Raw genomic sequence first — 13,674 nt, 5'->3', positions numbered from 1 at the left:
GTCTCCGTTACACCTTTTCCACATTCACAAGGAAGGACTTAAACTCCGGCGTCTGCGTGTTCGCATCACCAACGAATGGCGTTAACGTATTGGCAATAAAGCCTTTCTTAGCTACGCCTTCATAGCCCCAGTGAATCGGAATACCGATGGTATCGATATCTTTGCCGTTCGCTTTCAGCGTGCGAATACGTTTGGTCACCACCGCTTTGGCTTTGATATAGCCACGGTTGGAGGAGACTTTCACGGTATCGCCCTGGGCAATGCCAAGTTTATTCGCCAGCGACTCACCGATTTCCACAAACTGTTCTGGCTGCAAAATCGCGTTCAACAGCGCGTGTTTGGTCCAGTAGTGGAAGTGCTCGGTCAGACGATAGGTGGTTCCGACATACGGGAACTTATCGGCTTTACCCAATGCTTCGGCGTCGTCTTTAAAGATTCGCGCAGCCGGGTTCGAGATAACGTTTGGATGCAGCGGGTTAGTTCCCAGCGGCGTTTCAAACGGCTCGTAGTGTTCCGGGAACGGACCTTCCGCCATCTTATCGAGGGCAAACAGACGCCCCATGCCTTCCTGCTGCATGATAAACGGCCCGACGCCGCTGCCCGGAGGCGCTGCGCTGTAGTCCGGAATATCCCAGCCGGTCCACTTAGTGCCGTCCCATTTCAGCAACTGACGCTTCGGATCCCACGGGTTACCCTGCGGATCTGCGGAGGCGCGGTTATACAGAATGCGGCGGTTAAGCGGCCATGCCCATGCCCAGCCCAGCGTGTTACCGAGGCCAGACGGATCGGCGTTATCACGACGCGCCATCTGGTTGCCTTCCGGCGTCCAGCTACCGGCGAAAATCCAGCAGCCACAGGAGGTTGTACCGTCATCGCGCAGTTGGGCAAACGAGCTAAGTTGTTGGCCTTTCTTGACGATAACCGCACCGGTTGCCGGATCGGTAATATCGGCCAGCGCCTTACCGTTGCTCTCCATCGCCACTTCTTCTGAAGATGGCTCATGCGGAATGGCGTAGTTCCATGTCATGTTCAGCACCTGGTCCGGGTTCGCGCCACCCTGTTCGGCATACATCTTGCGCAAGCGCAGGAAGATACCGGAGAGGATCTCGCCGTCAGTCAGCGCAATACCCGGGGCGTCCGCACCTTTCCAGTGCCACTGTAACCAGCGACCTGAGTTAACGATAGAACCGTTCTCTTCCGCGAAGCAGGTCGATGGCAGACGGAACACTTCGGTCTGGATCTTCGACGAGTCAACTTCGTTCAGCTCACCGTGGTTCTGCCAGAAGTTGGAGGTTTCAGTATTCAGTGGGTCGATGGTCACGAGGAACTTCAGTTTCGACAGACAACCGATCACTTTGTTTTTGTTCGGGAATGAGGCAACCGGGTTAAAGCCCTGGCAGATATAGCCATTGACCTTGCCCTCTTTCATCATCTCGAAGTATTGCAGGACGTCGTAGCCTTTATCCCACTTCGGCAACCAGTCAAAGCCCCAGCTATTTTCCGCCGTTGCTTTATCACCAAAGAAGGCCTTCATCATGGAGACGAAGAATTTCGGGTAGTTGCTCCAGTAGTTAACCTGCCTTCCAGCAGCGGTTTCGGCGTGCTGGCGGCGAGGTAGGTTTGCAGATCGGTCTGCTTCTCGCTTGGCAGCGTCATGTAACCTGGCAGGCTCTGCGACAGCAGCCCCAGGTCCGTCAGCCCCTGAATGTTGGAGTGACCGCGCAGGGCGTTAACGCCGCCGCCTGCCATGCCCATATTGCCGAGTAGCAACTGGATCATCGCCATCGTACGAATGTTTTGCGCACCAACGGAGTGTTGCGTCCAGCCGAGCGCGTAGAGGAACGAGGCAGTTTTATCGTGAGCACTGGTTTCGGCGATATATTCGCAGACTTTCAGGAACGCGTCTTTTGGCGTACCACAGATGTTTTCAACCACATCTGGTGTGTAGCGGGAAACGTGCTGTTTCAGCAAGTTCCACACGCAGCGCGGATGTTGCAGCGTGGTATCGCGTTTGGCGAAGCCGTTTTCGTCCAGTTCGTAGGTCCAGCTGGATTTATCGTACTTGCGTTTTTCCGCGTCGTAGCCGGTGAACAGGCCATCTTCAAAGCCGTAATCCTCACGCACGATCAGGCTGGCGTTGGTATAGGCTTCGGTGTATTCGCGGTTGAATTTTTCATTGTTCAGCAGGTACAGCAATACGCCTGACAGGAAAGCAATGTCAGTACCGGAACGAATAGGGGCATAGTAGTCAGCCACCGCAGCCGTACGCGTAAAGCGAGGATCGATCACAATCAGCTTCGCGCCATTGTGAATTTTGGCTTCCATCGCCCAGCGGAACCCGACCGGGTGAGCTTCAGCGGCGTTACCGCCCATCACCACGACGAGGTTGGCGTTCTTGATGTCGACCCAGTGGTTGGTCATCGCACCGCGACCAAATGTTGGAGCAAGACTTGCTACCGTTGGTCCGTGTCAGACACGCGCCTGGTTGTCGACCGCGAGCATACCCAGCGCGCGGGAGAATTTTTGCGTTAAATAGCCGGTTTCGTTACTCGACGCGGAAGCACACAGCATCCCGGTGGAGAGCCAGCGGTTAACAGTCACGCCTTCGGCGTTTTGCGCAATGTAGTTAGCATCGCGGTCTTCTTTCATCAGTTTGGCGATGCGATCAAACGCCTCTTCCCAACTGATTTGCTGCCATTTATCAGAACCTGGCGCACGGTATTCCGGAAACTTCAGACGGCTTTCGGAGTGGATGAAATCCACCAGGCCAGCGCCTTTCGGACAAAGTGCACCGCGGTTGACCGGGGTGATCCGGATCGCCTTCGATATGGAAGATAGATGCTTTGGCGTTTTTTGCTCCGTCACCGAGGCTGTACATCAACAGCCCACAGCCTACGGAACAATAGGTGCAGGTATTACGGGTTTCGCGGGTGCGCAGCAGTTTATACTGCCGGGTTTCCGCGAGTGCTACGCTGGGTGCAAAACCCAGTGCCGCTGCCGTGGTGCCTGCCATACCGCCAGCGCAGATCTTAAAGAACTGCCTTCTGCTGACCTGCATGGATTGCTCCTTGTTTCGACATTGTCACGTCCCATTTACATTCGCTTGCTGAGTGTGCAGGGAGTGGGAGTTATTTTTCTTTGCGGAAGGGGCCGCAAAGGTCCAGAATTGGCTCAATTTCCCTCCATCCAGGAAGGGTTTGTAACAGAATACCATAATGTTGGTGTGTGTGTTCTTATCTGGTTAATATAAAGTGAAAAAAACACGGCAAAAAGAAGTCAAAAATGTGACAAATGTCACAGGCGTTAGCCAAATTGAGTTATGGCGTCGTGACGATTTACAACACCCACGGTTAGATGAGGTGGCGGAAGAAGTTCCCGTTGCGTTGGTCTACAACGGCATTTCGCACGTGGTGATGATGGCGTCGCCCAAAGACCTTGAACTGTTTGCGCTCGGTTTTTCGCTTTCCGAAGGAATTATCGAAAGCCCACGCGATATCTTCGGCATGGATGTTGTTCCTTCCTGTAACGGTCTGGAAGTGCAAATTGAGCTGTCCAGCCGCCGTTTTATGGGGCTTAAAGAGCGCCGCCGCGCGCTGGCCGGGCGCACGGGCTGTGGCGTATGCGGCGTGGAGCAACTTAATGACATCGGTAAACCGGTGCAGCCGCTGCCGTTCACTCAGACATTTGATCTCAACAAACTGGATGATGCGTTGCGCCAACTCACCGACTTCCAGCCAGTGGGGCAACTGACCGGTTGTACCCACGCCGCAGCCTGGATGTTGCCATCTGGCGAACTGGCAGGCGGGCATGAAGACGTGGGCCGCCATGTGGCGCTGGATAAACTGTTAGGCCGCCGGGCGCAAGAAGGTGAAAGCTGGCAGCAAGGTGCGGTGCTGGTTTCCAGCCGTGCCAGTTATGAAATGGTGCAAAAGTCGGCGATGTGCGGCGTAGAGATTTTGTTTGCGGTGTCTGCCGCGACCACGCTTGCTGTAGAAGTGGCTGAACGCTGTAATTTGACGCTGGTGGGCTTTTGTAAGCCGGGGCGGGCAACGGTTTATACCCATCCGCAGCGTTTGATTCATAATTAAAGAAATACCGCAATTCTGATTCTGGATTGCGGTTTTATTTTTCTATTAAATAATCCTCAATATATTATTCAGCATTCAAATAATAATTTCATCACAAGAAATTATCTCGTTAACTCCGATTTATATCGATATACTCCAGTCGCATTAATCCTTTAAGAATTAATCATTATTTATATAAGACATTTTGTTTTAATCATCGCATCAATAAATAAATGTTTCCGATGCGTGAATGAAAATAACAAACCTTGCACCGGTTGTAAAAACAGCAATGTATTTTCAATAGTAGGTGATGGATTATGAGTATTGAAAAATGAGTACATTACAGTTACCTGGCAGTTCATATTCTACAGAAGTTAATTTAAACGGCTTAATTGAGGTGCTCAGCAAGCATCTTTACTCCACTCCCGTGGTTGCCGTGCGCGAGCTGGTGCAGAACGGCCATGATGCGATTGTGCGCCGCAGGATTGAGCAGCCCGATGCGCCAAAGGATAACCAAATTCGTGTGGTGGCTGACGTGGCGAAGTCCACTATCACTATTACCGATACCGGTGCGGGACTGACAGAAAGCGAAATTCACGGCTTCCTGGCGACAGTGGGCGTGGGTTATACCCGAATGTTGCGTCAGCAGGATGACAACACCGGTTTAATTGGTATGTTCGGCCTCGGTTTTTTGTCGGCCTTTGTACTGGCAAAAGAGGTCACGGTGTTGACCACATCCTGGCAAACGCCGGATCAGAGCTGGAAATACCACTCTACCGACGGGCAAAAATATACCGTTACGCCGCATCAGTCCTCGGAAACGGGAACGCAGGTGATTCTGACGCTCAAGGAAGAGTACAGCCATCTGGCGAGTAATAATTTGTTGAACCGCGTTCTTTCCCGCTACTGCATATTGCTGCACGAACCGGTCTATGTCGGCGATGCCAGCGAGCCGGTAAATAAACTTCAACCACCGTGGCGTGACGTTGCCCCCGAAGGCGTAACCATGCACCGCGCGCTGGTACAGCGTAAAAATCTCGCCTTTGCCGCCCAGTTTGAATCCTCCTTCGAACCGATTTGCACCATTCCGGTGGTGCCAGCGGGAATGAGCGACGCGGTTGGGATTTTATGGATTCAGGATGGCGCGACCTACGGCACCAGCGATAACCGCAACCTGTCGTTGTTTTTGCGCGGCATGTTACTGGATGATGAAGCGCGTGAGTTGTTACCGCCCTGGGCCGGATTTATTGGCGGCGTGATTGAGTCATCGAAACTGACGCCGACGGCGAGCCGGGAAGATCTCCAGCGGGATGAAACCTGGGTTGCGGTACAAGAGGCGTTAAAAGAGGCGCTGATTTCTGGTTTGTCCGATCTCGCACAAAATCAGCCAGAAATCTGGCGGCGTGTATTAATGCGCCATAACGAAGCGTTGCTGGGCGCGGCATTGTGTGATGACCGCCTGTTTGATTTGCTCAAAGATCGCTTGCAGGTGCCAACGTCAAAAGGCGCGCTGCTGGCGAAGGATTTACGCGTGAATAACAGCATTCATATTCTGTTAAGCCGCGACGGCGGTTTTGAAGAGATGTTGTTCCACATTCTGCAACGACCGGTCGCCCGTGGCGATCGCTATGCGGTGGTGCCATTTTTACGCCGTTGGGCGCTGTTATATCACTGCCGGATTATCGAAGTCGGTACGCAAACAGGTAATGAGCAGTTGTTCAGCCTGGCAGAATTACCCGAAGAGCAGGTGGCTTATCTGGAAGAGCATCTCTGCGATGGCGAGCAATTAATTATCTCTCGCTTCGAACCAGCGGTTTTACCGCTCGTGGTCACGCCAGACCGCGAAGCAGAATTAAAACAAATTCTCGAACAGGATGACGCAGATAAACGCATCAGTACCGCAGCGTTAATGCTGGCGCGGCAATTTACCTCGCAAATCCAAAAAACGAAAACCTCAAGTCTGTATATCAATCTTAATAACCCCTGTGTCATGCAACTGGTGACGGCCTTACAACAGCATCAGCAGCCAGCGGCAGCATTACGGTTATTAAAATCGCTGAAAGTGATTTTGTGCTCCAGCGGTAATAAAGAACAGCAGTGGGATTTACACCAGGCACTGGAAGATTTTACTCAGGTTATTCCTGTCTTAATTAATCAAGGAAAATAAAATGGATACATGGGAGTGGTACAACAAATATAGTCAGGAGTTGCGCGATGCCGGGCAAGAATATATTCCGCAGCTTATTGATGATTTTTCAGAAAGTGTTTTGCACCTGCAAATAGAAAAATGCGATTCGCTATTGCCGGAAATGAAAGCGCTGAATCAAGTAGCTAAAAATCCGTGGCTGGAAATATTTATCGGTCACTGGGAGATGCGTCATCGCCTGACTAACTATGAAGAAGGCGAAAAAGTGCTGCCAGACGTGGTAGCGCTGTTTGAAAAAGCGCACCGGGAAGAGGCGAAGGATTGCCCGCAATCCATTTGCGTTACCCAGGATTTATCAGCCTGCTACGAAAATATCGATGGTCCAGGCTGGGCGAATGAACGCATGGCAGTATGTGAAGAAACCATTGCGCGCATTGATCCGACCTGGAGCTGCTTTATGTGTTTATCCTGCGAGTATGCCAGTGCACTGGTGGACTCCAACAAAACAGAAGAAGCGTTGGTTTATATCGACAGGCAAATCGAGGCGGTGAAAGCATCGGGGAGTGAATATTTAGAAGCGCTGCTGGCAACACGCGCTGATATTTTGGTTGCCCTTCAGCGCTACGATGAAGCTCGTGAACTGATTGATGAACTGGCAAAAGAGAATGATTACTGGGGCCGTGATCGCATCAATTATCATCTCAAAAAACTGTACATTATGGCGTTATGCGGGCAGGACGAAGAAGTCTGGGAGGAATTGCCGCGTTGGTCAGATCTGACTCCCTATTCGTGGGGCATGTGGGTGAAGATAATCACCGTGTTACTTCCCCGCCATCCAGAAAGAAACAGCTGGCAGTTGGCGCGCATCATCCAACAAATATTGGAACATCGTTCACAGGCCGGAGCGCACCGCAAAGTGGTGAATCTGGCAAAACTGCAAATCACTCTGGCGCTGGAGCGTGAATCCGTCTGGGTGGCCAAAATGGCGATGAAACAGGCCCAACGGCACATGCCGAAATTACGTTCGTTAGTGGGCGTTGATCGCGAGTTTCTCGAACTGAGTGAAAAAATCGCCGCCAAAGAGGCGGAGTTGCTTGCTCGTCCGGTTGTAGAAGTCCCTGAAAATAGCGATGAAGAAACGCAGCCAGATCCAGAAAAAGACGTAGAGATATTCCGTCGCGCTTATCTGAACACGCCAGATGATGCGGAATTGCTGGGCAAACTGGTCAATGCGTTAAACGCCTGTAATGCGATTAATGAGTCGATCGAACTTCTGCAACGCCACGTTGAAAGCCATCTTCAGGAAGATAACGGCCTTTGCTTCGATCTACTGGATCTCTTGCTTAACCGTGGCGATCAGCAAGCGATCGAGCACCTGGCGAAGCTGTATGAACAGGCGGGTCTGCTACATATGGCACTGTGGTTCCGTGCGCGGGTGATCAACCAACAGGAAGACTGGAGTGAACTGGAGTCGATTGGGCAACAGTTGCTGGAAAACGAAAAAGGGCGTGAGTGGGTCGGCGTTTATCGCATGTGTTCCTGGGCAGCACAAAAACAGGAAGCCTGGGAGCGACAGCTGGATTATTTACAGCAATTGCAGCAACTGATGATTAGCCGTGAAGAAGATATTCGTAATCTCCAGTGGGATATCATGGCGACCGCCAGCATCTTACAACAGTGGGATCTGGTGCGTGCTATTGCTGCTGAACTGGAAATCGAACTCACAGAAGGCGAAGGTTTCATCGACGAAAAATGGGGGCTGCTAAACATTCGCTTCCGGGAAAATTACGAATACCGCTATTACTATGCTCAACGCATTGGGCCGGTAACAGCAAGGATTATAGAGCCGACTTACCGGACCGATTATCCGCAACATGTTGATGAAGTTGTGGTATTCGATGCAGAAATGTTGAATACCCGACCTGAAGACGAAGAAGAGCAGAAGAATTTCACGCCACTTTATGGGTGTCTGAAAACCATTATCCCGACCGAGTACGGCGAGTCCTGGTTCTGCGAAGGTGTTATGCCTGGTGAAGAACAGTTTAATGCCTTCCGTGAGGCGCTTCGTGAACGAAACTGGTACTACTGGAGCAACAGTAATGATGACTATGCGTTAACGGACAGTCATCAGGGTGAAGATGCGCAGCCACTTCCCGCATTCTACTTTGTTGTCAGTGCGCCGCGTTTAGTTTCTAAAGGTGATATCGATAAGACCTTGCACGAATTGACCGCTGACTGGGAACATCCGTTGTGCTGGTGGCGTCTTGCCAAAGAAGCAGGCGCGAATGAAGAGAAACATGCTGCTATTGCCGAGCGTTATGGGATGTAGTGCGTGATTAATGGCGGGGGAGATGACACTCCCTCTCGCCAGGGTTGTGCCGTTAATTAAAATAAGTCCTGTGATTTAGAAATTAAATTACAGGACTCATTCATTTTGTGAATATTATCAATTTATTTATAAACAAAACGCGTGTAGTGACATTTTCTTTTTTCATTTATTATATTCACTCTCTTATTTATCTATTTATAAGGCAATTAAATGAAAAGGAATTTATTATCTTCCGCTATTATAGTCGCTATAATGGCCCTCGGTATCACTGGCTGTGATGATAAAAAAACCGAAACAGAAACTCCCCCGCCCGCCAATAGTCAACCTGCCGCTCCCGCTCCTGAAGCGAAACCTACTGAAGCCCCCCGTTGCAAAAGCAGAAGCTAAACCTGAAACACCTGCGCAACCGGTGGTCGATGAACAAGCGGTTTTCGACGAAAAAATGGATATTTATATCAAGTGCTACAACAAGTTACAGATCCCGGTACAGCGCAGTCTGGCGCGTTATGCTGACTGGCTGAAAGATTTTAAACAGGGGCCTACCGGTAAAGAGAGTACTGTTTATGGCATCTATGGCATCAGTGAATCCAATCTCTCTGAGTGTGAAAAAGGCGTAAAAAGTGCTGTGGCGTTAACACCTGCGCTGCAACCTATTGATGGCGTGGCGGTGGGTTATATCGATGCTGCCGTGGCGTTGGGTAATACTATTAACGAAATGGATAAATATTACACTCAGGAAAATTATAAAGACGATGCGTTTGCCAAAGGGAAAACGCTGCACCAGACATTCTTAAAAAATATTGAAGCCTTTGAACCTGTAGCAGAATCTTATCATGCGGCAATTCAGGAAATTAATGATAAGCGCCAGCTTGCGGAACTGAAAAATATTGAACAAAGAGAAGGGAAAACATTCAACTACTACTCTCTGGCGGTCATGATTTCAGCGAAACAAATTAATAACCTGATATCGCAAGATAAGTTTGATGCCGAAGCGGCAATGAAGAAAGTGACTGAACTTGAAACGCTGGTGGCGCAGGCCAAAGACGCGGATAAAGGTGGCATGAATTTCTCGTTCATTAATTCGGCAGATCAATATCAGCTCGAGGCTAAAAAATATGTTCGCCGCGTCAGAGATAAAGTCCCGTACTCTGACTGGGATAAAGAGCAACTTCAGGATGCAAATTCAAGCTGGATGGTCCAGGATTCTTTCCCGAAAGCATTACGCGAGTACAACGAAATGGTCGATGATTATAATCGCCTGCGTTAAACATTTTTGATTTTGCTGATCAATGTAATGTCGGATACGGCAGTGGACATCAGCCTGACCGAGCCAGCGCAACAGACGAGCTGCTAACCGAAGTGGCGGTGTTGTGCGGATACGGGAGTATATCAATTCATAGTACCGGGGCGATGAAGCCCCGGCGTGAGAGATTATTGCCCGTAATAAGCATTGGCCCCATGCTTACGCAGGTAGTGTTTATCCAGCAGTTCGTTTTGCATGGCAGGAAGCTGCGGCGAGAGCTGGCGTGAGAACAGTCCCATATAGGCGCATTCTTCCAGCACCACGGCGTTATGCACCGCATCGGCGGCATTTTTTCCCCAGGCGAACGGGCCGTGAGAATGCACCAGCACCGCCGGAATTTGCGCTGGACTCCTGCCGCGCTCTTCAAAGGTTTCAATGATTACTTCACCGGTCTGGTATTCATACTCGCCGTTGATCTCCTCTGCGGTCATCTGGCGTGTACAGGGGATTGCACCATAAAAATAATCGGCGTGCGTGGTGCCCCAGGCGGGGAGATCCAGCCCGGCCTGCGACCAGATGGTGGCGTGGCGCGAGTGGGTATGCACAATGCCACCGATTTCGGCATAGCGACGGTAGAGTGCCAGATGCGTTGGCGTGTCGGACGAAGGCTTTTTGCTGCCTTCCACCACCTTACCGCTGGCTATCTCAACCACCACCATATCGTCGGCGGTCATCACTTCATACTCGACGCCGGAAGGCTTGATCACCATCCATTGCCGCGTTTCGTCTACCGCGCTGACATTGCCCCAGGTGAACGTCACCAGATGGTGAGCGGGAAGCGCCAGATTTGCCGCCAGCACGTCGGCTTTCAGTTGCTCTAACATAGAAATCCAGCCTCCTGCATACGCGCTTCAATCCACCGCCGTGCCTGAATAATCTCCAGTACCGGCTCGTTGGCTTTTTCGGTCCACATCTCAATCAGAAATGATCCGCGATAGTTCAGTTCATGCAGCGTTTTAAAGATGCCAACGAAATCGACGCAGCCTTCGCCAAACGGCACGTCGCGGAACTGTCCGGGACTTTGCTCGGTAACTGGCTGGGTGTCTTTCAGGTGGATCGCGGCGATACGATCAATGCCCAGTTTCAGTTCGGCGGGAACATCATTGCCCCAGGCGCTAAGATTGCCGACGTCCGGGTAGACGGTGAACCACGGCGAGGCGAGCATCTCGTCCCACTTTTTCCATTTGCTGATGGAGTTCATAAACGCGGTATCCATGATCTCTACCGCCAGCATTACCTGCGCAGCGGCGGCCTGTTCAACCGCCCACGCCAGCCCTTCAGCAAAGCGTTGCTGCGTGCCTTCGTCATGGTCTTCGTAATAGACGTCGTAACCCGCCAACTGGATGGTGCGAATGCCGAGATCGCGCGCCAGGCGAATCGCTTTACTCATGATCTCCCGCGCTCGTTCGCGCACCGCTTCGTCCCGGCTGCCAAAAGGAAAACGACGATGTGCGGACAGGCACATTGACGGAATAGCAGCACCCGTTTCGATCATCGCAGTGACCAGCGAAGCACGTTGTGCGGCGCTCCAGTCAAGGCGTGACAAACGTTCGTCGGTTTCATCCACCGACATTTCGACAAAATCAAAGCCACAGCTTTTTGCCAGCACCAGCCGCTCCGGCCAGGAGAGATCTTTCGCCAGCGCTTTTTCATAAATCCCTAACGGATGATTACGCACGTGCGCCTCCCCAGATAGCGTCGATTTGTGCATGGAAATCGCCAGCTACCTGCGCTGGATTTGCAGCGCCTGCCAGCGCCCGCCCGGCTATAAATGCTTTCACGCGGATCTCTTTAAACAATGGCAGGTCAGCAGGGGTAATCCCGCCAGTAATGGAAAGCTCAAGGCCGATATTAGAAAGCGCTTTCATGCGTGCCAGATCGGCCTCGCCCCACTGTTGCCCGCTGGCCTGCGCGTCACGACCACGATGATAAATCGCCTGCCGCACGCCAATACGATGCCAGTCGCGGGCGTCGTCCAGCGTCCAGTTACCAAACAGCTCTATCTGAATTTCACCGCCGCAGTTCTGCGCCATGGCGTGGCCTTTTTCTACCGTGGCGAGCGGCGCGGCGCAGATGATGGTCATCCAGTTAGCACCTGCGGTAAATGCTTGTTGAGCGAGTGTTTCACCAGCGTCGGCGACCTTCCAGTCAGCAACGATGATTTTGTCCGGGCACTGTTCGCGCAAGGCTTTCACCGCGCCAAGCCCTTCGTTTAAGCAGAGAATGGTGCCCGCTTCAACAATATCGACGCTGTCTTTTAACAGCGTAACGTCGCGCTGTGCGGCCTCAAGTGATGAGTGGTCGAGGGCCAGTTGCAGAAGTGGTCTGCTCATAATGTGTGCTCCTTGATGCGGGTGTGATAACCCTGAAGTGCGGCAATGAGATGCTGATAGCGTTGGTATTTTTGTTGGTAAAGCTGATGCGCGGTCATATCCGGCAGCAGGGTGCGTACCGGGTGCTGTAAGCCTCGTTGGGCTTCGCTGAAATCGCGATAAACCCCGGTGCCGACGCGGGCGGCAAGCGCCGCGCCAAAACAGCCGGTTTCTTCAACCTGCGGCAATTCGATTCGTAAGCCGCTGACGTCCGCCAACATTTGCATCCAGACATCGGAATGCGCCGGGCCGCCAGTGACGCGCAGGGTGTGCACATCAGTAAAACGTTCGCGCATCCGGTTGAGGTGGGTCATATGGCTGAACACCACGCCTTCATAAATGGCCTGCAACAGGTGTGCGCGGGTGTGAATGGCCTGCATCCCGTAGAAACCGCTGGTCATCTCGAGTCCGGCGTTGCTGCCGTACAGGAACGGCAGGAAAAAGAGATCGCCACTGGCTTTCGGCAAGCTGGCAACGGCCTGGTTAATCTCATCAAACGAGATTTCTCCCCACTGTGCGGTAAACCATTCGAGATTGCCGGAAGAGGTGGGGCTGGCTTCGTGAACGATAAATTCACCGTCATTAACGTAGCGGCCATAGACATACGGATGCGCTTCACCGTCACCTAAACCGCTGGTTATACCGCTGGTCACCGCCCAGGTCCCCATCACCGCATTGAGGGTGAATTCGTCTTCGATCCCGGCGCAGAGTGCGGTGGAAACCACATCAAACAGGCCGCCGACAACGGGCGTACCCGCTTTCAGACCGGTCAGGGCGGCTGTCTGGGCGGTGATCTCCCCGCAGATTTCGGCAGATCCGACAACAGGCGGCAGGGCGTGATTGATTTCACCGATCCCCAGCCAGTCGGTGAGGCACGGGTCATATTCCCCAAGACTCATGTTGTAGAGATTGGACTCGGAAATATTGCTCTCTTCGCAACCTTTGACGCCGGTTAAACACCAGCGCAGGTAGTCGTGCGTCATCATCACGCAGCCAATTTGTGTGTAGCGCTCCGGTTCGTGCTCTTTTAGCCAGCGTAACAGCGACACCGGATGCCCGGTCCATAAGGTCTGTCGGGTCAACGGGTAGAGTTTTTCCGGGACGCCATCTTCCTGCCAGCGACGAACGATTCCCATCGCCCGGCGATCCGAGGACAATATGGCATTACCGAGCGGCTTGTTGTTTTTATCCAGCAAAAACAAGCCCTTTCCCTGTGCGGAGATACCGATACCCACTATTTGTTCCCCGCTGACACCGGAATGGGTAAGCAGGGTGCGAATGACAGCAGTGCAGCATTGCCACAGTTCTGCCATATCGCGCTCTGCCCAACCTGGCTGCGGGCTTAATGCGCACAGCGGCAGGCGCTGCACGCCTGCCTCCCGGCCTTCGCGGTCATACAGTCCGGCTTTCAGCCAGCTACCGCCACAATCTAACCCCAGCCAGTATTGCGTCATGGT

The 13,674-nt window shown here is 52.2% G+C and carries 7 protein-coding genes and 2 pseudogenes; 4 read left to right on the top strand and 5 right to left on the bottom strand.

Annotated features, from left to right (window positions below):
- Positions 1 to 7: 7 nt before the first annotated feature.
- Positions 8 to 3,058, bottom strand: a pseudogene (gene fdnG, locus CRI63_RS23935) (formate dehydrogenase-N subunit alpha).
- 193 nt (positions 3,059 to 3,251) lie between these two features.
- On the opposite strand from fdnG, the gene fdhD reads away from it, so the two are divergent.
- The 4 genes and pseudogenes from fdhD (at position 3,252) to CRI63_RS11210 (ending at position 9,809) form a co-directional block, all read left to right on the top strand.
- Entirely contained in the window at positions 3,252 to 4,088 is an 837-nt protein-coding gene (gene fdhD, locus CRI63_RS11225) for a formate dehydrogenase accessory sulfurtransferase FdhD (RefSeq protein WP_130258789.1), read from the top strand.
- A 310-nt stretch (positions 4,089 to 4,398) separates the two neighbouring features.
- Positions 4,399 to 6,234 carry an ATP-binding protein gene (locus CRI63_RS11220; protein WP_130223042.1) on the top strand — a complete coding sequence of 612 codons (1,836 nt, stop codon included), beginning with the start codon at positions 4,399 to 4,401 and terminating at the stop codon, positions 6,232 to 6,234.
- 1 nt (position 6,235) lies between these two features.
- Positions 6,236 to 8,542 carry a hypothetical protein gene (locus tag CRI63_RS11215; RefSeq protein ID WP_135519562.1) on the top strand — a complete coding sequence of 769 codons (2,307 nt, stop codon included), beginning with the start codon at positions 6,236 to 6,238 and terminating at the stop codon, positions 8,540 to 8,542.
- Positions 8,543 to 8,752: 210 nt separating this feature from the next.
- Positions 8,753 to 9,809: pseudogene (locus tag CRI63_RS11210) on the top strand (YiiG family protein).
- A 164-nt stretch (positions 9,810 to 9,973) separates the two neighbouring features.
- Here CRI63_RS11210 and araD read toward each other — a convergent pair.
- From araD to lyxK, 4 genes are read right to left on the bottom strand one after another with little or no spacing between them, the layout of a single operon-like run.
- Positions 9,974 to 10,669, bottom strand: coding sequence for an L-ribulose-5-phosphate 4-epimerase (gene araD / locus CRI63_RS11205; protein WP_135519560.1), 696 nt, complete (start codon positions 10,667 to 10,669; stop codon positions 9,974 to 9,976).
- Entirely contained in the window at positions 10,663 to 11,523 is an 861-nt protein-coding gene (locus tag CRI63_RS11200; protein ID WP_135519557.1) for an L-ribulose-5-phosphate 3-epimerase, read from the bottom strand. The genes araD and CRI63_RS11200 overlap by 7 nt, the downstream gene beginning before the upstream one ends.
- The gene (gene ulaD / locus CRI63_RS11195) at positions 11,516 to 12,178 is read right to left on the bottom strand and encodes a 3-keto-L-gulonate-6-phosphate decarboxylase UlaD (protein WP_135519555.1); all 663 of its coding nucleotides are present in this window, start codon (positions 12,176 to 12,178) and stop codon (positions 11,516 to 11,518) included. Before ulaD ends, CRI63_RS11200 begins: the two co-directional genes overlap by 8 nt.
- Positions 12,175 to 13,671 carry an L-xylulokinase gene (gene lyxK / locus CRI63_RS11190; protein ID WP_135519553.1) on the bottom strand — a complete coding sequence of 499 codons (1,497 nt, stop codon included), beginning with the start codon at positions 13,669 to 13,671 and terminating at the stop codon, positions 12,175 to 12,177. Before lyxK ends, ulaD begins: the two co-directional genes overlap by 4 nt.
- Between the last annotated feature and the right edge of the window lie 3 nt (positions 13,672 to 13,674).

Origin of the sequence: Escherichia sp. E2661, assembly GCF_004745185.1 — a bacterium.
Classification (GTDB): domain Bacteria; phylum Pseudomonadota; class Gammaproteobacteria; order Enterobacterales; family Enterobacteriaceae; genus Escherichia.
This window is presented reverse-complemented; position numbering and strand designations above follow the sequence as displayed.

Coding starts and splice junctions, on each gene's coding strand:
- CRI63_RS11220 (WP_130223042.1), top strand. CDS start 4,399: ATGAGTACATTACAGTTACCTGGCAGTTCATATTCTACAGAAGTTAAT.
- CRI63_RS11215 (WP_135519562.1), top strand. CDS start 6,236: ATGGATACATGGGAGTGGTACAACAAATATAGTCAGGAGTTGCGCGAT.
- araD (WP_135519560.1), bottom strand. CDS start 10,669: ATGTTAGAGCAACTGAAAGCCGACGTGCTGGCGGCAAATCTGGCGCTT.
- ulaD (WP_135519555.1), bottom strand. CDS start 12,178: ATGAGCAGACCACTTCTGCAACTGGCCCTCGACCACTCATCACTTGAG.
- lyxK (WP_135519553.1), bottom strand. CDS start 13,671: ATGACGCAATACTGGCTGGGGTTAGATTGTGGCGGTAGCTGGCTGAAA.